This window comes from Pseudomonas sp. FEN, assembly GCF_904067045.1.
Classification (GTDB): domain Bacteria; phylum Pseudomonadota; class Gammaproteobacteria; order Pseudomonadales; family Pseudomonadaceae; genus Aquipseudomonas.
Genome location: NZ_CAJFDC010000001.1, coordinates 1,027,688 through 1,048,298, shown reverse-complemented (window position 1 = coordinate 1,048,298; position 20,611 = coordinate 1,027,688). Strand labels below are relative to the sequence as shown.

Here is a 20,611-nt window from a genome sequence, read left to right as displayed (position 1 = left end):
GGCATGCCGGACGCGACCTCACTCAACCCCGCCTTCATGGTGGTGCAGAGCAACAGCCCCGAGGAGCTGCGCAGCCTGGTGATCAGCGTGATGCGGCGTTATCCCCTGGCGCCCCTGGAGAACGAAATCGCCCTGGTGCAGAGCAACGGTATCGCCCAGTGGCTGAAACTCGCCCTGGCCGAAGACCCGGAAGACGACGACCAGGGTGGCTGCGGCATCGCCGCCGCCATCGATGTGCAACTGCCCGGCAGCTTTATGTGGCAGCTTTACCGAATGGTCCTGGGCCGCGACGAAATCCCCGCCAAATCCCTGCTCGACAAAGGCCCGCTGACCTGGCGCCTGATGCGTCTGCTGCCGGAACTGATCGACCAAGCGCACTTCGAGCCGCTGCAACGCTTCCTCACTCACGACACCGATCTGCGCAAGCGCTACCAATTGGCCGAGCGTCTCGCCGACCTGTTCGACCAATACCAGGTCTATCGCGCCGACTGGCTGGAAGACTGGGCTGCCGGCCGCCACCAACTGCGCAGCGGCCGCGGCGAGATCAAGCCACTGCAACCAGCCAATTGCTGGCAGGCCGAGTTATGGCGTGCGCTGCTGTTGGATGTCGGCACCTGCGGCATGGCCCAAAGCCGCGCCGGCGTGCACCAGCGCTTTATCGAACGAGTCAACCAGCTTGAAAGCGCACCACCAGGCCTGCCCCCACGGGTCATCGTCTTCGGCATCTCCTCGCTCCCGGCCCAGGCCCTCGAAGCCCTCGCCGGACTGGCCCGTTTCAGCCAGGTGCTGCTCTGCGTACATAACCCCTGTCGTCATCACTGGACCGATATCGTCGCCGACAAGGACTTGCTGCGTAACCAATACAAACGCCAGGCCCGCAAGGCCGGGATGCCGCTGGCCCTCGACCCGCAAACCCTGCACCAGCACGCGCATCCGCTGCTGGCCGCCTGGGGCAAGCAGGGCCGCGACTACATCAACCTGCTGGACAGTTACGACGATCCGGCCAGCTATCGCGCGGCTTTCCGCGACGGCCGTATCGACCTGTTCAGTGACAGCGTGCCACTGACCCTGCTCAATCAATTGCAGGACGATATCCTCGAACTGCGCCCACTCAACGAAACCCGCGAACACTGGCCGGCCATCGACCTGGCGCGGGACCAGTCGATTCGCTTCCATGTCGCCCACAGCGCTCAGCGTGAGGTGGAGATCCTTCACGACCAGTTGCTCGAACGCTTCAGCGCCGAGCCGGACCTGCGGCCGCGCGACATCATCGTCATGGTCCCGGACATCGACAGCTACGCCCCGCACATCCGCGCGGTCTTCGGCCAGCTTGAGCGCGGCGACCCGCGCTTCATCCCCTTCACCCTGGCCGACCAGGGCCAGCGCGGCCGCGACCCCCTGCTGATTGCCGTCGAGCACCTGCTCAAATTGCCCGACAGCCGCTTCCCGGTCAGCGAGATCCTCGATCTGCTGGACGTCCCCGCCTTACGTGCGCGCTTCAATGTACAAGAGCGTGACCTGCCGACCTTGCATCGCTGGATCGAGGGTGCCGGCGTGCGCTGGGGCATGAATGCCGAACAACGCGCCGGCCTTGGCCTGCCCGACGCGCTGGAGCAGAACAGTTGGCAGTTCGGTTTGCGGCGCATGCTTCTGGGGTACGCGGTCGGCAGCGGCGACGCTTGCGCCGGCATCGAACCCTACGACGAGATCGGCGGCCTTGATGCCGCCTTGATCGGCCCGCTGGTGGCCCTGCTTGATGCGCTGGAAATCGCCCACCAGGAGCTTTCCGAGCCGGCCTTGCCGCAACAATGGGGTGAGCGCCTGCATGCGTTGATCCAGCTGTTTTTCCTCGCCAGTACCGAACACGACGACTACCTGCTGATCCAGCTCGAGCAACTGCGTGCCGACTGGCTGGAAACCTGCGACGCGGTGAACCTGCAGGAAATCCTGCCACTGACCGTGGTGCGCGAAGCCTGGCTGGCCGGTCTCGACCAGGGCCGCCTGTCCCAACGCTTCCTGGCCGGCGCGGTGAACTTCTGCACCCTGATGCCGATGCGGGCAATCCCGTTCAAGCTGGTCTGCCTGTTGGGCATGAACGACGGTGACTACCCTCGGGCGCAACCGCCACTGGACTTCGACCTGATGAGCAGCGACTACCGTCCCGGCGACCGCTCACGGCGTGAAGACGACCGCTACCTGCTGCTCGAAGCCCTGCTCTCGGCCAGGCACCAGCTCTATATCAGCTGGGTCGGTCACAGCATCCGCGACAACAGCGAGCGTCCGGCTTCGGTCCTGATCGGCCAGTTGCGCGACCACCTCGCCGCGGGCTGGCGGTTGCCGGACGCCGACGGTGAGCATCTGCTGCGGGCCCTGACCCAGGAGCATCCGCTGCAACCCTTCAGCGCCCGCTACTTCCATGACAGTCATGCCGAGTTGTTCAGCTATGCCCGCGAGTGGCAGCAACTGCATGAGAGCCAAAGTCCGCATGAAACGATTGCGCCGCTCGACCCCTACCGGCAAGAGGAGCCATTGACCCTGGCCCAGCTCCAGGACTTTCTGCGCAACCCGGTTCGGCACTTTTTCAGCCTGCGCTTGAAAGTCTTCTTCGAAGCGGCACAGGCACCGCTGGCCGATGAAGAACCGTTCGTGCTCGACGCCCTGCAACGCTACAGCCTCAGCGACAGCCTGCTGCAAGCGGCGCTGCTGCAGCCGGACCACTCCGACGAAGCCCTGCAGCACCAGGCTCGGCGCTTGCAAGCCAGCGGCCTGCTGCCCATGGCCGGGTTCGGCGAATTGCTGCAACACGAACTGATCGAACCGCTGCCGGACCTGTTGCAACGTTACCGGCAACTGCTCAGCCTCTGGCCAACCGCGCTGACCAGTGCCGTGCCCGTCGCCTTCGACGCCGACGGTATCCGGGTGGAGGGCTGGCTGAGCGGCCTGCATCAGCGCAGTGATGGCGGCCTGCTCGCGGTGATGACCATCCCCAACAGTATCGGCTCGCTCAAGACGCGCAAATGGCACCGCCTCACGCGGCCCTGGGTCGAGCACCTGGTGGCTTGTGCCGGCGAACTGTCGATGACCACCGCCCTGGTGGCCAGCGACGACACGTTGCTGCTGCCGCCGTTCGAACCGCGGCGAGCGGCCGAGATTCTCGGCAACCTGCTGCTGGCCTGGCAGTCCGGGATGCGCCGGCCGCTGCCGGTCGCGGTGAAGACCGCCTTTGCCTGGCTCTCCCAGCCGGACCCGCTCAAGGCGCAGGACGCGGCGCGCAAGACCTACGATGGCGACGGCGTGAACAGCGAGGGCGAGCGACGGGAAAGCGCGGCCCTGGCCCGTCAATTCGCCGACTACAACGCGCTGATCGACAGCGAGGAGTTCGAAGGCTGGTGCGATGCACTCTATCGTCCGCTGCTCGAAGCTCCCTGGCGATCACTCGCCACCGAGGAGGCGCGTCCATGACCGACAGCAAGACACCCTTGGCGCTGGCCTTTCCGCTGCGCGGCAGCCAACTGATCGAAGCCAGTGCCGGCACCGGCAAGACCTTCACCATCTCCGCGCTCTACCTGCGCCTGGTTCTCGGCCATGGCGACGAGAACTCGGGGTTCGGTCGCGAGTTGCTGCCACCGCAAATCCTCGTGGTGACCTTCACCGATGCCGCTACCCAGGAGCTGCGCGACCGTATCCGTACCCGCCTGGCGGAAGCCGCGCGGTTCTTTCGCGACGAGATACCGGCAACGGATGCACTGATCGCCCAACTGCGCGACGAGTACCCGAACGAACACTGGCCGGCGTGTGCCAACCGCCTGGATATCGCCGCGCAGTGGATGGACGAAGCGGCGGTCTCGACGATCCACGGTTGGTGCCAGCGCATGCTGCGTGAACACGCCTTCGACAGCGGCAGCCTGTTTACCCAGACCCTGGAGACCGACCACAGTGAATTGCTCGGCGAAGTGTTGCGCGATTACTGGCGGTTGTTCTGCTACAAGATGCACGGCGATGCGCTGAACTGGGTCCGGGCGAACTGGGGCGGCCCGGCGGCATTGCTGCCGCGAGTGCGGGCCCTGTTCGGCAGCGAACGAGGCAACGACAACCGGCAAGAGCCGGCCGAACTGATCGAAGCCTGCATTGAGGAACGTCGCCAGGCCCTGGTGCAGCTCAAGGCGCCCTGGCGGCAATGGGCCGTCGAGCTGCGGGATATCTGCCTGCAAGGCGTGGCGAACAAGACTGTCGACGGGCGCAAGATGCAGGCGCGTTACTTCGAGCCCTGGTTCGAGAAACTGACGGCCTGGGCCGCCGACGAGACCCAGGAACAACTGGATATCGGCACCGGCTTCAGTCGCCTGACCCCTGTGGGCCTGGCCGAAGCCTGGAAGGGCGAGCCGCCGAGCCATCCGGGCCTTGAGGCCATGGCCGGCTTGAAAGCCAGCCTCGATGCCTTGCCCTCCCCCGACGCCGCCGTGCTCGAGCACGCGGCCCGCTGGGTCGGCACGCGTTTCGAGGAAGAGAAGCGCCGGCGTGCCGAGATGGGCTTCGACGACATGCTCCTGCGCCTCGACGCGGCGCTCCAGGCCGACGGCGGTGAGCGCCTGGCGAGCCTGATCCGCGAGCAGTTCCCGGTGGCGCTGATCGACGAGTTCCAGGACACCGACCCGGTGCAGTACCGGATCTTCGAGAGCATCTACCGCATCGAGGACAACAGCCCCGAGTGCGGCCTGTTCCTGATCGGCGATCCGAAGCAGGCGATCTACGCCTTCCGTGGCGCCGATATCTACACCTACCTGCGGGCGCGCCAGGCCACTCACGGTCGCCTGCATACCCTGGGCACCAACTTCCGTTCCAGCCAGGCGATGGTCACGGCGGTCAACCACGTTTTCGAACAGGCCGAGCAGCGCGAGCAGGGGCGCGGGGCGTTTCTGTTTCGCCGCGGCGCCGACAACCCGGTGCCGTTTCTGCCGGTGGCCGCCCAGGGACGCAAGGAGGTGTTGCAGATCGACGGCCAGCCCGTGGCGGCGCTCAACCTCTGGCAACTGGTGTCCGAACAACCAGTGTCCGGCACGCTGTATCGTCAGCAGTTGGCGGCTTCCTGCGCCAGCCGTATTGTCGAATTGCTCAACGCTGGGCAACAGCAACGCTGCGGCTTCGTTCGCGACGGCGTGCTCAAGGGCCTGCTGCCCTCCGATATTGCGATCCTGGTGCGTGATGGCAAGGAGGCCCAGGCGGTCCGTGGCGAGCTGGCGAGTCGCGGCGTGCGCAGCGTTTACCTCTCGGACAAGGATTCGGTGTTCGCCGCCCAGGAGGCCCATGACCTGCTGGCCTGGCTCAAGGCCTGCGCCGAGCCGGATGTCGAACGGCCGCTGCGGGCGGCCCTGGCCTGCATCACTCTGAACCTGTCGCTGGCTGAACTGGAGCGCCTGAACCAGGATGAGCTGGCCTGGGAAGAGCGGGTGATGCAGTTCCGCAAGTACCGCGAGATCTGGCGCAAACAAGGGGTGTTGCCGATGCTGCGTCGGCTGATCCATGACTTCCACTTGCCCCAGGCGCTGATGGTCCGTAGCGACGGCGAGCGGGTGCTGACCAATTTGCTGCACCTGTCCGAACTGCTGCAACAGGCGGCCGCCGAACTCGACGGCGAGCAGGCGTTGATCCGTCATCTCGGTGAACACCTGGCGTCCTCCGGCCAGGCGGGCGAAGAACAGATCCTGCGTCTGGAAAGCGACGAGCAACTGGTCAAGGTGGTGACCATCCACAAGTCCAAGGGCCTGGAATATCCCCTGGTGTTCCTGCCCTTCATCTGTTCGGTCAAACCGGTGGATGGCAGTCGCCTGCCGCTGCGTTACCACGATGCCGACGGCAAGGCCCAGGTCAGCCTGAAGCCCAGCGCCGAGTTGATTGTCCAGTCCGATGACGAGCGCCTGGCCGAAGACCTGCGCCTGCTCTACGTCGCCCTGACCCGGGCGCGGCATGCCTGCTGGCTGGGAGTGGCCGACCTCAAGCGCGGCAACCACAACAGTTCGGTGTTGCACCTGTCCGCCCTCGGTTATCTGCTGGGCGGCGGTACACCATTGGCCGAGTCCGCCGGCCTTGAGCGCTGGCTGCTGGACCTGCAACAGGATTGTCCGGCGCTGGCTTGCGAAGGGCTGCCCGCAGCCACTGCTGAAGCCTTCCAGGCGCCACGCAATGAAGCGACCTTGCTCGCTCCGCGCGTGCCCAAGCGCAACGCTTCCGAGTACTGGTGGATCGCTTCCTACAGCGCATTGCGCATTGGCGAGGCACAGAGCGCCGAGAGTGCCGAGGCCCCGGAAAGTCCCCAGGCGCAGAAGCTTTTCGACGACGAGCGCCTCGACCCGGACGCGCCTCGCGACCTGGTGCCGAGCGGTAGCGACATTCATCGTTTTCCCCGTGGCCCGAACCCTGGCACCTTTCTCCATGGCCTGCTCGAATGGGCCGGTGACGAGGGCTTTTGCGCCGACCGCGCGTTGATCGCAAAAGCCGTCGCGCCACGCTGCAACCTGCGTGGCTGGAAAGGCTGGATCACGGCCCTGAGCGACTGGCTCGCCGATCTGCTGCAGACGCCCCTGCGCCTGGGCAACGATCAGCCGCCGGTGGTGTTCAGCGAACTGAAGTCCTATCAGGTGGAAATGGAATTCTGGTTCGCCAGCCACCAGGTCGACGTACTCAAGGTCGATGAACTGGTCCGTCGTCACACCCATGGTGGCGTCGCCCGCGCCCAGGCCGAAGCGGTCTCGCTCAATGGCATGTTCAAGGGCTTTATCGACCTGACGTTCGAACACCGGGGGCGCTACTACGTGGCGGACTACAAATCCAACTGGCTGGGCGTCGATGACGCGGCCTACACCGAGCAGGCCATGAACCGGTCGATCCTGGACAACCGCTACGACCTGCAATACGTACTCTACCTGCTGGCCCTGCATCGCCAACTCAAGGCGCGTCTGGTGGATTACGACTACGACCGGCACATGGGCGGGGCCTTGTACCTGTTCCTGCGTGGCACCCGGGCGCCGAGCCAGGGCGTGTTTTTCACCCGGCCGCCGCGCGAGCTGATCGAGCACCTGGACCTGCTGTTCCAGGGGAAACCGGTGCCCCGCGGCGAGCCCGTCTGGGAGCAGGGGAGTCTGTTATGAAGCGTTCTTTTTCCGAAATCCTGCCGACGGCGCTGAGTGACGACAGCCTGGCCGAACTGACCCCCCTGAGCCGCGCGGTGGACTTGTTGTTGCTGTTGGAACGTTGGGTTGAACGGGGCTGGTTGCGGGCGCTGGACAAGGCCTTTGTGGTCTTTCTCCATGAGCTTGATCCCGAGGCCGATCCGCTGGTGTTGCTGGCGGCGGCGCTGACCAGCCATCAGTTGGGCCATGGGCATGTCTGTCTCGATCTGTTCGCCACCTTGCGGGAGCCGGACTTTGCCCTGTCGCTGCCGCCGGAGGGCGATGTGCAGGGCGGCGCGTTATTGCTACCGTCGCAACTGCTGGTGGCGCTGGACGGTGAGCACTGGTGCCGATCGTTGCAGGCCAGTTCGCTGGTGGCGCTGGCGGACGAGCCGGGGCTGGAGGCCGCGCAGCGGCCATTGGTGCTCAGCGGGCGACGCCTGTACCTGCGTCGCTACTGGGCTTACGAACGGCGTATCGACGAAGCCCTGCGCCGACGCCTGGCGGAACAGGAAGAAACCCCGGAGGACCTGGCGCAGCGCCTGACCGCGCTGTTCGGTGCCGCGCGGCCCGGTGCCCGTATCGACTGGCAGAAACTCGCCTGTGCCCTGGCCACGCGGGGCGCGTTCAGCATCGTCACCGGCGGTCCCGGCACGGGCAAGACCACCACCGTGGTGCGGCTGCTGGCCTTGCTCCAGGCACCGGCGGTGGCGGCGGGAAAACCTTTGCGCATCCGCCTGGCGGCGCCCACCGGCAAGGCCGCCGCACGGCTGACCGAGTCCATCAGCGCGCAGGTACGCTCGCTGGATATCGACGATGGCGTGCGCGGCAAGATCCCCAGCGATGTCACCACCGTGCATCGCCTGCTGGGTAGCCGACCGGGTACCCGGCACTTCCGCCACCACGCCGGCAACCGTCTGCCGCTGGATGTGCTGGTGGTGGACGAAGCGTCGATGATCGACCTGGAAATGATGGCCAACCTGCTCGATGCCTTGCCCGAGCATGCCCGGCTGGTCCTGTTGGGCGACAAGGACCAACTGGCCTCGGTGGAGGCCGGCGCGGTCCTGGGCGACCTCTGTCGGGATGCCGAGGAGGGCTGGTACAGCGCGGCGACCCGTGACTGGTTGCAGGCGGTCAGCGGCGAGACGCTGGATGGCAGCGGTTTACGGGAAGACCTGGACGGCAGCCATCCACTGGCCCAGCAAGTGGTGATGTTGCGTCATTCCCGACGTTTTGGCGAAGGCAGCGGCATCGGCCAGTTGGCGCGGTTGGTCAATCGCCAGGCGGCGGACGAGGCGCGGGCGCTGCTGGCGGCGGGGAGTCACGCAGACCTGTTTGCGCTGTCGCTGAAGGGCGAGCGGGACAAGAAATTCGAACGGCTGGTGCTGGAAGGGCAGGGTTCTGGTCCAAAAGGTTATCGACACTATTTGGAGGTGTTGCGCAGCCAGCGTCCGCGCGCCGGCACGGATCTGGCGCAGGCGTGTTGGACCGATTGGGCGCGCACGGTGCTCCAGGCCTTCGACGAGTTCCAGTTGCTCTGTGCCGTGCGCAAGGGGCCCTGGGGCGTCGAGGGTTTGAACCAGCGGATCACCACTGCGTTGTTCGCCCATCGTCTGATCGACAGCGACCAGCATTGGTATGAAGGGCGTCCGGTGCTGATGACCCGCAACGACTACGGCCTGGGCCTGATGAACGGCGATATCGGTATTGCCTTGAAACTGCCGGAGCGCGATGGCCCCGAAGCGGGCCAGGCGGTACTGCGGGTGGCCTTCCCGCGCAATGACGGACAGGGTGGGGTGCGCTTTGTCCTGCCCAGCCGGTTGAACGATGTGGAGACGGTGTACGCGATGACGGTGCACAAGTCCCAGGGTTCGGAGTTTGCCCATACCGCCTTGATCCTGCCGCAGGCGTTGAATCCGGTGTTGACCAAGGAATTGATCTACACCGGCATCACCCGGGCCAAGGACTGGTTCAGCCTGATCGAACCGTGCGGCGGAGTGTTCGAAGAGGCGGTGGGGCGCAAGGTCAAGCGGCTCAGCGGATTGATGCTGGAGCTGGGTTAGCGGTGTCACTAACCCACCATAACCCTCTCGGTTTGAGCGGCTCCCTCAATCCCCATGAACCTCCGCACCCGTTCGCCCTCCGCCTCCTCGCGGATCGCCCGTGGGCTTGCATCCAGCTGCACCAGTCCGTTCTCCATGAACACCACCCGATCGGATATCGACATGGCGAAATCCATCTCATGGGTAACGATCAGCATCGTCATCCCCTCATCCGCCAATTCCCGAATCACCTTCAGTACTTCCCCCACCAGCTCCGGGTCCAGTGCCGACGTCGGTTCGTCGAACAGCATGATCTGCGGTTCCATCGCCAGTGCCCGGGCGATCGCCACGCGCTGCTGCTGACCGCCGGACAACTGATGCGGATACTTGCGGGCATGGGCCAGCAAGCCGACCTTGTCGAGCAAGGCAAGTGCCCGTTGCTCGCTCACTTCGCGGGCCACACCGTGATAGCGCGACGCCAGGGTGACGTTGTCGAGGATGCAGCGATGGGGGAACAGGTTGAAGTTCTGGAACACCATGCCGATGTGCCGCACACCCCGGCGAATCTGCGGGGTGTTGGGGGGATTGGCGGCGCTGATAAAGCCCTCGCCGAATAGTACGATCTCACCCCGGTCGATGCTTTCCAGGCCGTTGATGGTGCGGATCAGCGACGTCTTGCCCGAGCCGGACGGGCCGATGATGGAAATCACCTGGCCACTGCCGACCGCCAGATCAATGCCCCTGAGCACGGCGTGGTTGCCATAGCACTTGTGGATATTCTGCAGATCCAGTGCCAGCGGGGCGCCGCTGACCGACTGCGCGCGAGGCGCTTGGACCCGCGTTGGCAGCGCGGCCCTGAGCCCGGCAATGGCGCTCTCGTCGAGGGTTTGCGGGGTGCGCTGGCCCAGGTCCAGATGCCGCTCCAGGCGCTGCAGGAGCCAGCCGAACAGACTCACGATCAGCACGTAGTAGACCGCCACCGCGCCGAGGGTTTCCATCACCAGGAAGTTCTGCGCATAGAGGCGCTGACCGACGGTGAGCAGTTCGGTGAGGGAAATCACCGAGACCAGCGAGGTCAGTTTCACCACCGTGATGTACTCGTTGATCAGGGTCGGCAATGAGATACGAAAGGCCTGGGGAATCACGATCAAGCGTTGCAACCCGAGCACGCCGATGCCCAGCGCGCGACCGGCTTCCTTCTGGCCCTTGGCGACCGAGATCAGCCCGCCGCGATGGATCTCGGCCATATACGCGGCCTCGGTGACCACCAGCGCGAACAACCCGGAATAGAACGGGTTGGACAGTACGTTGCCGGTTACCGGGAACAGTTGTGGCAGGTTGTAGACGAACACCACCAGCACCAGCAGCGGGATGCTGCGAAACAACCAGATGTAGGCCGCCGCCGGGAGACGCAACCAGGCCGAGGCGGACAGCTTGGCCGAGGCCAGGAAGAAGCCCAGCAGCATGCCGATAAACCAGGCCAGGGCGCTGAGTTCGACCACCGTGACACAGGCTTGCCAGAAGGCCGGCATCGAGAACAGCGAAAAGAAATAGGGCCAATCGAATTGCATAGATACCTCGGTATTGTGGCGAGCGGGCTTGCCCGCGCTGGGGCGCGAAGCGGCCCCAAAACCGGCGAACTCGGTCTATCGGGCAGATCGAGTTCGCCGGTTTTACGACTGCTTCGCAGCCGAACGCGGGCTAGCCCGCTCGCCACGAATCTCGCCGGACTTGAGATCGGTTTTTAACTGATGGGCATTAGCGCTTGCCGCCAGCTCCAGCCGACTTTACTCCGCCGCTTCCAGGCTGTACTTGCTCAGGATCGCCGTGTACTCGCCGCTCTTCTTGGTTTCCTCGAATGCCTTGAGCAATGCCTGGTACAGCTCGTCATTGCCCTTCTTCACAAAGATCCCGAGGGTTTGCGGATAGACCAGGTGTTCGCTGCTCACCACCACCCGACCCTTGGTCTTCTCGGCGATCAGTTTCGCCGCGCCGGCAATTTCCACCTGCGCCTGGATGTTGTTCGACAACAGAGCCTGGGTGACTTCCGGCGCCGAGGGGTATTCATTCACGGTGATCGCCCCCTTGCCTTTGGGCACGCAGTAGTCGCTCGACAGCTTCTGGAGCTGCGCCACCCAGGTGGTGCCCTGCTCAAGGCCGATCTTCAACCCGCAGAGGTCTTCCGGGGTGCCCGGTTTCAGGGTGCTGGAACTCGGCACCATGATTGCCGCGCCGGTCTTGGCGTAGGCAATGGTCATGGCCTGGGTCTGGCGCTCGGGGTGATGTACATGCCGGAAATGATCGCATCGTAGTGCCCGGCATTGAGGCCGAGGATCAGGCTCGGGAACTTGGTGTCGACGAACTGCGCCTTGGCCTCCAGGTGTTTGGCCAGGGCGTGGGACAGTTCCGGATCGGAGCCGACCACGTTCTTGTCGGCGTCATAGGACTCGAACGGCGGGTAGGTGATTTCCATCCCGACTTTCAATTGGCCGGGGATGGCCGTCGAGGCGAAGGCGGCACTGCCGCAGAGCAGGCCGGCGGCGATCAGGCTCAGGCGCATTGTTTTGTTGTGCATGTTCGATGGCTCCGATGTGAAGGCTGGGGTGTGAGGGCTGGGTTCAGGATGGCTGTGACTGGTTTTTCAAATGACCGAAACTCGACGGCTTGCGGGCCTTTTCCGGCAGGGCTATCTCGCCGTTCTCCACGCGCTTGCGCAGGTACTGGTAGGTCTGCAAGGCCTGGCCGTACATGTGCTCGCCAATGGCGATCGGTTCATAGTCCTGGCCGGCCCGTGCGAACCCCGGCAGGGGCTGGATCAAGGTGTGGAAGTCGCAGGCATAGAACAGCGGGAAGGAATACCGCTCCTCGCTCACCGTCCGCACCCGATGGGCCGTGGCGACGAAGGCCCCGGCACTCATTACTTCGAGCATGTCGCCGATATTCACCACGAAGGCTCCGGGCAGGGGCGGCGCGTCGATCCACTGGCCCTGGTCGTTCAGCACTTCCAGGCCGGGCTTGTCCGCCAGCAGGATGGTGAAGCACTCGTAATCGGTGTGGGCGCCGATGCCGGGAGCGTCCTGGGCGGCATCGTCGAAGGGGTAATGGATCAACCGCAGCTTCGACGGCGGCCGGGTGACCAGCGCATCGAAGGTGTTCTCCTCCAACCCCAGGGCCAGGGCAAAACCGCCGAACAGCTTGCGTCCGAGGGCGAAGACCGCCGCGTAATAGGCCTGCACGGCTTCCTTGAAGCCTGCCAGCGTTGGCCACTCGTTTGGCCCCAGCAGTGGCGTGCCGGCCAGCACCAACGGGTCGTCCGCCGGGACTTCGAAGCCGATGTCAAAGGCCTCCTTGTGATCCGGCTTGCCCTTGGCGTACACCTCTTCGCCTTCCGGGACGAAACCCTTGTGGGTTTTCGAGGTACCGATGTAGTGCTGCATCTTGGTTTCGAACGGCTGGGCAAAATACTCCTTGGCCGCCTGGCGCAGGTTATCGATCAGTTGCGGATCGATACCGTGCCCGGTGATGTACAGAAAACCCACTTCGCTGGCGGCGGTCCCGAGTTGCTCGGCCACCGCCAGGCGGTGTTCGCGCTCGGCGCTGAACAGCCCGGCGATGTTCACCCGCGGAATGCTCTTGAAGTTGGCCTGGGCCGGACTATTGGGGTTGTTCTCAGGCATGACGCAAACACCTCACGGATGGGTTGATTGGCTGAAACGCTGGAAGTGCTCGCGCTCGGTCCGGGCCATCCAGACGTTCAGCGACCACAGGTCGGCGACCGGCACATTGGTGAAGGGCAGGTGATGCAGGTAGCCGTCGGCACCGAACTCCGGGGTCAGCGTGCTGACCGCGTAGCCGCGCGCCTGCTGGGCGCGCCAGATGCTTTCCCAGTGGGCCTGGTGGAAGGCCAGCTCGCGGGCGTATTCCGGCGCGCCGGGGTGCGGTACCTGGGGCCCCTGGTCGTAGCCGACCCGCGCCTGGATATGGTGAACGCGCTCGACGAAGGCACTGAGATCATCGGCGGGATCGTCCAACAGGCGCTCGCAGGTGACGATCCAGTGGCTGATGTCGCTGGTGAAACGCAGGTCGGGCAGTTGCCGGATCAGCTCCAGGGTCAGCCAGGGGTTGAACAGCGAGCGCGAGCGGTGGGTTTCGAAGGCGCAGAACTGGCCATGACGTTGTGCCAGGTCCATGGCCTGGCCGAAGAATTCCACCTGTTGCGCCAGGGGCCAGCGATCGTTGCCGGCCAGCACGTTGACGAAGCGCGGTTGCAGTTCGGCGGCCCAGGCCAGTTTGCGGTCCAGGTCCTGCAGGTGTTCGGCGGGCGCGGCGGCTTGTTCCGGGAGCACGTCGTAGGCCGTGAAGAGCGTGCTGATATAGCCCAGGTGGTTGGCGCGCAGAAAGGCGGCGAACTCGGCGCGTTCAGCGGCGTGCAGGGGCAGGCGTGCCTCCAGGCCGTCGAAGCCGGCGGCCAGCAGTTCCTCCAGGGCCTGGGCCTTGCTCGCGGTATAGCCCCAAAGGGTACGGAAAATCTCCAATTTCATCGGTGCGCCTCAACGAAGCCTTGGACGGTTCGATGCGCGTCACGGTGTCGGGCCGGGACGAGCGGTTACGGCAGTAACAGAGGGCGTTGGTTCAGCCAGTTCTCTGCGGAGCCGGTCTGACATCAGAGCAGGGGAGAGTATTCGCCCCCGCGGGAGCATGGCGTCGATCTTAGGCAGCCCATGGCGCGCAGAAGAATAGGAAAGCTCAAATCCATACTTCAGAGATTCATAAACCAATAGTGGGCTATCTAGTGCTTCAGATCCATTCTGGCGATCCAAGGGTTATGCTATCGTTGCGGCATTATTCCTACGTGGTTTTGAGAGAATTCCTTCATGGACGTGGCGGTCTCGACGACAGGGCGATTTTGGGGGTGGAGACAGTTCTGCCTGTCTGCCCTTCTCTGTTTGTCGACGCACGCAGGCTTTGCCCAGGACGCCCTGGCCGACGCTGCCGATCAGCGTGCCCAGGCGGTCACCCAGGTGGTGCTGGGGATTCTCAGTTATGCCCGCTGGCCTGTGGAACCTGCACAGCTGCGACTGTGCATTGTCGGCCCCACCGAGTACACCGACGATCTGGTCAAGGGCACCACCCAGGCCACCGGGCGAACCGTGCAGGTCCAGCGTTTGCTGGCGACCAGCACGACCCTTGGCAGTGCCTGCGACGCGGTGTATATCGGCAAACTGAGCGACGACGAACGCAACCAACTGTTTGCCGCCCTGAATGGCCATGCGGTGCTGAGCATCAGCGAAGGCGGCGATCAATGCACCGTCGGCAGCCTCTTCTGCCTGCGCGTGGCGGATAATCAGGTGTCGTTCGAGGTCAATCTCGATTCGGTCGCCCGCAGCGGCGTGCGTATTCATCCCAGCGTGTTGCAGCTCTCCCGGCGTCGGAGCGCTCAACCATGATTGGACGCAACAAGGCTGGCACGCCCTCCAGCCTGCGCTCGGTGCTGGGGCGTGGGCACCTGCTGGCGGCCATGGCCGCGGTGGGGTTGGTCAGTGTGTCGCTGACCCTGCTCGGGGTGTTGGCCCTGCGGGTCTACGCCGAGCACAACCTGCAACTGATCGCCCGCTCCATCAGCTACACCGTGGAAGCGGCGGTGGTGTTCAATGACGGCGCCGCCGCCACCGAGGCCCTGGCCCTGATCGCCGAGACCGAGGAGGTGGCCGATGCCGAAATCTTCGGCGCTCACGGTCAACTGTTGGCGCGTTGGCAGCGGCCGGAAACCGGTTTGCTGTCCGAGGTGGAGATGCAACTGGCGCGAACCCTGCTCGAACAACCCATCCGCTTGCCGATTCTCCATCAGGATCGCGAGGTCGGCAGCATCCGCCTGACCGGGCATGGTGGCAGCCTGCTGCGCTTCCTGCTCAGCGGGTTGCTCGGGATCCTGGTGTGCAGTGTCCTGGCGGCGTGGCTCGGGCTGTACCTGGCCCGGCGCCTGCTGCGCGGCATTATCGGTCCGTTGCGTAGCCTGGCCGACGTGGCCCATGCCGCGCGCATCGAACGGGCGTTCGACCGGCGCGTGCCGCCGGCGCGGATTACCGAACTGGACAACCTGGGCAGCGACTTCAACGCCCTGCTCGATGAGTTGGAGTCCTGGCAGACCCACCTGCGCAGTGAAAACGAATCCCTGGCCCACCAGGCCAACCACGACAGCCTGACCGGTCTGCCGAACCGCGCCTTCTTCGAGGGCCGCCTGATACGCTCGCTGCGCAATGCCGCCAAGCAGGAGGAGCGGGTCGGCGTGCTGTTTCTCGACAGCGATCGCTTCAAGCAGATCAACGACAACTTCGGTCATGCGGCAGGCGATGCGGTGCTGGTCGCCGTGGCAACGCGGGTGCGTGCGCAACTGCGCGAAGAGGATCTGGTGGCGCGCCTGGGCGGTGACGAGTTCGCCGTGTTGCTCACGCCGCTGCACAAGATCGAAGATGCCCAGCGCATTGCCGACAAGATCATCGCCAGCATGGACTTACCCATTGCGGTGCCTGGCCAGGCCCAGGTGTTGACCTCCCTGAGTATTGGTATCGCGGTCTATCCCGACCATGGCACCACTCCGGGGGCCTTGCTCAACGCCGCCGATGCGGCGATGTACCAAGCCAAACGCCTGTCCCGAGGCGGGCAACACACGGCGGAGTCGGAGCACTCCGCCGCCATTGTTCAAACCAGGAGTTGAACCCTTGTACACACTGACCCGACGGCCCCTACGGTTTTTTACCCTGGCCCTGTTCACCATGCTGCTGGCGCTGGCCGGCTGCCAGACCGCGCCGCCCAAGGGCCTGAGCGCGGCGCAGATCGCGGTGCTCAAGCAACAGGGCTTCCAACTGACGGACGAGGGCTGGGCTTTCGGTCTGTCGGGCAAGGTGCTGTTCGGCAGCGACCTGGAAGTGTTGAACAAGGAGAGCCATGACATCGTCGAGCGAATCGCCAAGGCCCTGTTGGGCGTGGGGATCGAGCGGGTGCGGGTGGATGGGCATACCGATGCGTCGGGCAAGGAGTCCTACAACGAACAGCTCTCCGTGCGTCGGGCCAACAGCGTGGCGACGGTGCTGGAGCAGACCGGGATGAAGCACCAGAATATCCAGTTGCGCGGCTTCGGCAGCCGCGTGCCGGTGGCCAGCAACAGCACGGTAGAGGGACGTACCGAGAACCGCCGGGTGTCGATTGTAGTGATTGCGGACTAGCGAACCACGGCGAGTGAAAACGCTTGGGGGGCCCTCTGGTCGACGTTGTGAGCAGCGTGATAATTGTTGAAATAATTGATGCGCTTCCTTCTCGACACTCCTGCATGGGGGTATAAGTGTGGTCCCTCTCCGGAGGACGCCGACTGAGAGGAAGTTTGAATGGTTAACGTGCAATGGGCCAGCCGCGCTGCGTCTATACCCGCTGTACTGTGGGAAAGTTGTTTTACTGGTGTCGAAGGTCGTTGGTGGTACGAAGCCCTGGAAGAGGGGGGGCTTGAGGATCAGTTCGAGTTCGCCTACGCCATTCTGGAGAAAGAGGGGCAGCCGATCGGGCTGGCCCCCACGTTCGTCATGAACGTGCCCATGGAGTTGGTTATCCCTCCCTTGATTGCCAGAGTGCTGAAAGTGATCCCGGCGCTGCGTTACCAGCGCACGCTGTTTGTCGGTTCACCCTGTTCCGACGAGGGTTCCATCGGCTTGCTGCCGGGTCATTCGCTGGCGGATATCGTCGGACCGTTGCAAGACGCGTTGAGCCTGCGGGCGAAAGCCAAGAACGCGGCGATGACGGTCTGGAAGGACTTTGGCGAGGGGCAGAAAGCGGCGTTTGAAGGATTGTGCGAAAGCCACGGGCTGTTTCCCATGGTGAGTTTTCCGGGGACGGCGGTCGATCTGGCCCCGGGTGGTTTCGAGGGCTATCTCAAGACCCTCAAGAGCCGTCACCGTTATCTGCTGAAAAAGAAACTCAAGCATGGTCTGGCGCCGGGGGCCCTGGCGGTCCGGGTCGTGCAGCAACCGGATGAAGCAACGCTGCAAGAGTTGTACAGGCTCTTCCTGCAAACCTACGAGAAGGGCAAGACCAAATTCGAAAAGCTCACGTTAGAGTTCTTTCGCCAGATTGCTCTCAAGCCCGAGTCGCATTTCATCCTGTTGAGCGATGAAAAGACCGGCAAGATGGTGGCGTTCATGCTGTGCTTTCTGCTCGGTGACAAGGCGATCAACAAGTTCATCGGCATCGATTATCAAGTGGGCAAACAGGCGCACCTGTATTTCCAGCTATGGGAGCAGGCCGTGAAGTGGTCCTACCGTGTCGGGGCCACGCGCCTGGACAGTGGCCAGACCGGTTACCGGGTCAAGCGCGAACTTGGCCATCAACTGGTCTCGCTGGACTGCTATTGCCGTCATCGCAACCCGTTGCTGCATCGCATCTTCGGCGCGGTGGCCAAGAACATTACCTGGCAGAGCCTGGACCCGGACCTGCAGGCGACGGCCGAGGAATAAGTAGGCGCGACGCTTGCCGGGGCCGGATCGGGCGCGTCGCAACGGCGTGCTCCAGCGCTCCGAGAGGATCACCCCAGCCACCAGATGATACAGCGCCAACTCTTCATGCTGGACCACGCTGGGCGGTGCAGTTGGCCTGGTCTGCTCTCGCTGGATGTGTAACAGCGTTTGTCTACACTTGAAGGCAGGCCGTGCCCTTCGGTGCGGTAACAAGGAGAAAACTCCATGAAGATGCTTCGTATCCCATTGTTGTTGGTCGGCTTGTTACTTTGCTCGCAGGGGTTTGCGGCGACGGCTCAGCAAAGCAAGATGAGCACTTGCAATGCGGACGCCAAGGCCCAGAACCTTGCGGGTGATGCACGCAAGAGCTTTATGAGTAACTGCCTGAAAGCCGCGCCCGCGGCCGCCACTCCTGCGGCCGCCACTCCTGCGGCCCCCGCGACCAAGCCCGCGACCGCGGCCGTGCCGGCCAAGGTGCTGACACCGCAGCAACAGAAGATGAAGGACTGCAACGCCAACAAACCCCAGGGGCTCAAGGGTGATGCGTACAAGGCCTATATGAGCAATTGCCTGAAGAAAAAGTAGCTTCAAAATGCCGGGCCGCCGCCCTTCTGGCGCTTGCCGCTGGTTCTCCCCGGAGAAGGCTGGCAGACTGCCTGCCTTTCAGCGCCGTTCTCTTTGAGGCTGTATGTCAGCGTTTTCCCAGCGTTACGTAGTCTTGGCCAGTTTGATCCTTGTTTTCGGTGGGTTGTTGCTGGCATTGCCGTTGCGGTTGTTACCCAGCCTGTTGGCCGGTTTACTGGTGTTCGAGCTGGTCAACATGCTCACGCCCAAGCTTGAACACCTGATTGCCGGGCGGCGTGCGCGCTGGCTGGCGGTGGCCTTGCTGGGCACCCTGATCGTCAGTGTGCTGAGCCTGATCTTTGCCGGAGCCATCAGCTTTCTGCTGCACGAAGCGGAAAATCCTGGTGCGTCCCTCGGAAAGTTCATGGTGGTGGTGGACAAGGCGCGTGGGCAGTTGCCACCATTCATTGACGCTTATCTGCCGGCCAGCGCGGCCGAGTTCCAAGTCGCCATCGGCGAGTGGCTGAGCAAGCACCTGAGCGAGCTGCAACTGGTGGGCAAGGACGCGGCGCATATGTTCGTGACCCTGCTGATCGGCATGGTGCTGGGGGCGATCGTGGCCTTGCAGCATGTGTCGGACATCACCCTGCGCAAGCCCTTGGCGGCGGCGTTGTTCGAGCGTTTGCGACTGTTGGTGCAGGCGTTTCGCAATATCGTCTTCGCGCAGATCAAGATCTCGGCGCTCAACACCGCCTTCACCGCAATCTTTCTCGCGGTGGTCCTGCCGCTGTTCGGGATCAAGTTGCCGCTGACCAAGACCCTGATCGTGCTGACCTTCCTGCTCGGGCTGTTGCCGGTGATCGGCAACCTGATGTCCAACACCCTGATCACCATCGTCGGTTTGTCGCTGTCGATCTGGGTCGCGGCGGCGGCGTTGGGCTACCTGATGTTTATCCACAAGCTGGAATACTTCCTCAACGCGCGAATCGTCGGCGGGCAGATCAGTGCCAAGTCCTGGGAGCTGCTGATGGCCATGCTGGTGTTCGAGGCGGCGTTCGGCTTGCCCGGCGTGGTGGCGGGGCCGATCTATTATGCGTACCTCAAGAGCGAGTTGAAGCTGGCGGAGCTGGTCTGACCGATAGGCATCACTTCCCCAGGGCCGGGTTGCCGGCGATGCGAGCGGCAGGGCGCGCATCGCCTGTCCGGGTTGTTCAAAGTGTTTTAAGACGAAATATGTCCTACTGCGGCCAAAGCAGTAAGGTGGGAAAGCAGGTGCGGTATCCGACACGCCTTGCTTAATTCCGCCTAATTCGCCCAGCGCCCTTTTTCCGTAGCATTCCATTCTGAATTGAGCTGTCCGCCGTGCATTTCGCATTCATGCCTACGAAGAAGTGTGCGTGCAGGAAAAGTGTCTCTGGACGTGTGCTCAGCCTTTAATCTTCAGATGGAGCTGTTCTTTCCCATGCTTACTCAACTGATTAGCAAGTCTGCCGCCGTTGCCTTGATTGCAATGCCCTTGTTGGCAACGGCTGCGCCATCCAGTGAGCCGATCTCCCAATTCGGTATCCTGGGTACCTATAACCGCTTCAACCTCAAAGGTGCGGGCTTGTCCGAGACAGACTCGCTGCCCGAGGGCGGGCTGTTCTATAACTTCGGCAACAAGATGACCGCCGGGCCCGGCTTGATCTATCAGGCCGGTATTGACCTGAAGTCCGGCAAGGACAAGGACGACCGGCTCAAGGATTTCCAGGGTGATGTGGATATAGGCTGGCGCATGGCCCTGGGGGATCGTGACTTCCTCGATGTGATCGGTGGCGGTGGATACGGTCGTACCCGCTACACGTCACACATCGACCGTTACGAGATTTCCCTGCTCGGCCGCTCGCCATTCCTCAAGGCGGCGATGGGTTATACCCACCACTTTGATTCCGCCAGCGTGCGCCTGGAGGCGGGCGTGCGGCGGACCACTGAGAGTGATTTGAAACTCAAGGTCAACGGCATGGATATCGCTACCGCGGACTTGAAGGATCGGACCAATCCTTACGCTGAAGCGAATTTTCTGTTCAACACGCAAGGTGCGTTGTCGATTGCCGCGGGGGTTTATTACAGCCAGACCGGGTATCAGTTGAATACCAATAACGACTTGGCCAGGAAGGTCCAGCTTCAGCGTGACGAGTTGGGTGCCAAGGTCGGTATCGCGTTCTGAGAAAACACCACAACACCCTGTAGGAGCCAGCTTGCTGGCGATAGTGGCCGATCAGGCGATGCAAGACTCACTGCCCTCATCGCCAGCAAGCTGGCGCCTACAGGGGACCTGTGTTCAATCCAGGGGCCCTGA

At 63.5% G+C, this 20,611-nt stretch carries 13 protein-coding genes and 2 pseudogenes; 10 read left to right on the top strand and 5 right to left on the bottom strand.

Features of this window, described 5'->3' with window-relative positions; translation table 11 throughout:
- Nucleotides 1–3: 3 nt before the first annotated feature.
- From recC to recD, 3 genes are read left to right on the top strand one after another with little or no spacing between them, the layout of a single operon-like run.
- Nucleotides 4–3,462: an exodeoxyribonuclease V subunit gamma gene (gene recC / locus PFEN_RS04860; protein ID WP_191485886.1), complete on the top strand. Its 3,459-nt coding sequence runs from the start codon at nucleotides 4–6 to the stop codon at nucleotides 3,460–3,462.
- Nucleotides 3,459–7,145, top strand: a complete 3,687-nt coding sequence (gene recB / locus PFEN_RS04855; protein ID WP_191485885.1) for an exodeoxyribonuclease V subunit beta — start codon at nucleotides 3,459–3,461, stop codon at nucleotides 7,143–7,145. Before recC ends, recB begins: the two co-directional genes overlap by 4 nt.
- Nucleotides 7,142–9,229 carry an exodeoxyribonuclease V subunit alpha gene (gene recD, locus PFEN_RS04850; RefSeq protein WP_191485884.1) on the top strand — a complete coding sequence of 696 codons (2,088 nt, stop codon included), beginning with the start codon at nucleotides 7,142–7,144 and terminating at the stop codon, nucleotides 9,227–9,229. The genes recB and recD overlap by 4 nt, the downstream gene beginning before the upstream one ends.
- Nucleotides 9,230–9,237: 8 nt before the next feature.
- On the opposite strand, the gene PFEN_RS04845 is transcribed toward recD, so the two are convergent.
- From PFEN_RS04845 to PFEN_RS04830, 4 genes and pseudogenes are all read right to left on the bottom strand, one after another.
- Nucleotides 9,238–10,779 (bottom strand): amino acid ABC transporter permease/ATP-binding protein, encoded by a 1,542-nt coding sequence (locus tag PFEN_RS04845; protein ID WP_191485883.1) that lies wholly within the window; start codon nucleotides 10,777–10,779, stop codon nucleotides 9,238–9,240.
- Between the two features lie 216 nt (nucleotides 10,780–10,995).
- Nucleotides 10,996–11,783: pseudogene (locus PFEN_RS04840) on the bottom strand (ABC transporter substrate-binding protein).
- A 43-nt stretch (nucleotides 11,784–11,826) separates the two neighbouring features.
- On the bottom strand, nucleotides 11,827–12,885 hold the full coding sequence (locus tag PFEN_RS04835) for an isopenicillin N synthase family dioxygenase (RefSeq protein ID WP_191485882.1): 1,059 nt from the start codon (nucleotides 12,883–12,885) through the stop codon (nucleotides 11,827–11,829).
- A 12-nt stretch (nucleotides 12,886–12,897) separates the two neighbouring features.
- Nucleotides 12,898–13,749: a sugar phosphate isomerase/epimerase family protein gene (locus PFEN_RS04830; protein WP_191485881.1), complete on the bottom strand. Its 852-nt coding sequence runs from the start codon at nucleotides 13,747–13,749 to the stop codon at nucleotides 12,898–12,900.
- 333 nt (nucleotides 13,750–14,082) lie between these two features.
- Between PFEN_RS04830 and PFEN_RS04825 the strand changes: the two genes are divergently transcribed.
- From PFEN_RS04825 to PFEN_RS04810, 4 genes are all read left to right on the top strand, one after another.
- Nucleotides 14,083–14,655, top strand: a complete 573-nt coding sequence (locus PFEN_RS04825; protein ID WP_191485880.1) for a YfiR family protein — start codon at nucleotides 14,083–14,085, stop codon at nucleotides 14,653–14,655.
- The gene (locus tag PFEN_RS04820) at nucleotides 14,652–15,923 is read left to right on the top strand and encodes a diguanylate cyclase domain-containing protein (RefSeq protein WP_191485879.1); all 1,272 of its coding nucleotides are present in this window, start codon (nucleotides 14,652–14,654) and stop codon (nucleotides 15,921–15,923) included. The genes PFEN_RS04825 and PFEN_RS04820 overlap by 4 nt, the downstream gene beginning before the upstream one ends.
- A gap of 58 nt (nucleotides 15,924–15,981) precedes the next feature.
- Entirely contained in the window at nucleotides 15,982–16,431 is a 450-nt protein-coding gene (locus PFEN_RS04815) for an OmpA family protein (protein ID WP_412071389.1), read from the top strand.
- Nucleotides 16,432–16,590: 159 nt separating this feature from the next.
- Entirely contained in the window at nucleotides 16,591–17,709 is a 1,119-nt protein-coding gene (locus PFEN_RS04810) for a GNAT family N-acetyltransferase (protein WP_191485877.1), read from the top strand.
- Between the two features lie 30 nt (nucleotides 17,710–17,739).
- On the opposite strand, the pseudogene PFEN_RS30425 reads toward PFEN_RS04810, so the two are convergent.
- Nucleotides 17,740–17,829, bottom strand: a pseudogene (locus PFEN_RS30425) (EamA family transporter); the annotation flags it as partial.
- Nucleotides 17,830–17,934: 105 nt separating this feature from the next.
- On the opposite strand from PFEN_RS30425, the gene PFEN_RS04805 reads away from it, so the two are divergent.
- From PFEN_RS04805 to PFEN_RS04795, 3 genes are all read left to right on the top strand, one after another.
- The gene (locus PFEN_RS04805; RefSeq protein WP_191485876.1) at nucleotides 17,935–18,294 is read left to right on the top strand and encodes a PsiF family protein; all 360 of its coding nucleotides are present in this window, start codon (nucleotides 17,935–17,937) and stop codon (nucleotides 18,292–18,294) included.
- A 103-nt stretch (nucleotides 18,295–18,397) separates the two neighbouring features.
- Nucleotides 18,398–19,408, top strand: coding sequence for an AI-2E family transporter (locus PFEN_RS04800; RefSeq protein ID WP_191485875.1), 1,011 nt, complete (start codon nucleotides 18,398–18,400; stop codon nucleotides 19,406–19,408).
- A 327-nt stretch (nucleotides 19,409–19,735) separates the two neighbouring features.
- Nucleotides 19,736–20,479: an outer membrane beta-barrel protein gene (locus tag PFEN_RS04795; RefSeq protein ID WP_191485874.1), complete on the top strand. Its 744-nt coding sequence runs from the start codon at nucleotides 19,736–19,738 to the stop codon at nucleotides 20,477–20,479.
- Nucleotides 20,480–20,611 lie beyond the last annotated feature (132 nt).

What these genes read in the sequence shown, in the direction of transcription:
- recC (WP_191485886.1), top strand. Translation starts at nt 4, where the DNA reads ATGCCGGACGCGACCTCACTCAACCCCGCCTTCATGGTGGTGCAGAGC.
- recB (WP_191485885.1), top strand. Translation starts at nt 3,459, where the DNA reads ATGACCGACAGCAAGACACCCTTGGCGCTGGCCTTTCCGCTGCGCGGC.
- recD (WP_191485884.1), top strand. Translation starts at nt 7,142, where the DNA reads ATGAAGCGTTCTTTTTCCGAAATCCTGCCGACGGCGCTGAGTGACGAC.
- PFEN_RS04845 (WP_191485883.1), bottom strand. Translation starts at nt 10,779, where the DNA reads ATGCAATTCGATTGGCCCTATTTCTTTTCGCTGTTCTCGATGCCGGCC.
- PFEN_RS04835 (WP_191485882.1), bottom strand. Translation starts at nt 12,885, where the DNA reads ATGCCTGAGAACAACCCCAATAGTCCGGCCCAGGCCAACTTCAAGAGC.
- PFEN_RS04830 (WP_191485881.1), bottom strand. Translation starts at nt 13,749, where the DNA reads ATGAAATTGGAGATTTTCCGTACCCTTTGGGGCTATACCGCGAGCAAG.
- PFEN_RS04825 (WP_191485880.1), top strand. Translation starts at nt 14,083, where the DNA reads ATGGACGTGGCGGTCTCGACGACAGGGCGATTTTGGGGGTGGAGACAG.
- PFEN_RS04820 (WP_191485879.1), top strand. Translation starts at nt 14,652, where the DNA reads ATGATTGGACGCAACAAGGCTGGCACGCCCTCCAGCCTGCGCTCGGTG.
- PFEN_RS04815 (WP_412071389.1), top strand. Translation starts at nt 15,982, where the DNA reads ATGCTGCTGGCGCTGGCCGGCTGCCAGACCGCGCCGCCCAAGGGCCTG.
- PFEN_RS04810 (WP_191485877.1), top strand. Translation starts at nt 16,591, where the DNA reads ATGGTTAACGTGCAATGGGCCAGCCGCGCTGCGTCTATACCCGCTGTA.
- PFEN_RS04805 (WP_191485876.1), top strand. Translation starts at nt 17,935, where the DNA reads ATGAAGATGCTTCGTATCCCATTGTTGTTGGTCGGCTTGTTACTTTGC.
- PFEN_RS04800 (WP_191485875.1), top strand. Translation starts at nt 18,398, where the DNA reads ATGTCAGCGTTTTCCCAGCGTTACGTAGTCTTGGCCAGTTTGATCCTT.
- PFEN_RS04795 (WP_191485874.1), top strand. Translation starts at nt 19,736, where the DNA reads ATGCTTACTCAACTGATTAGCAAGTCTGCCGCCGTTGCCTTGATTGCA.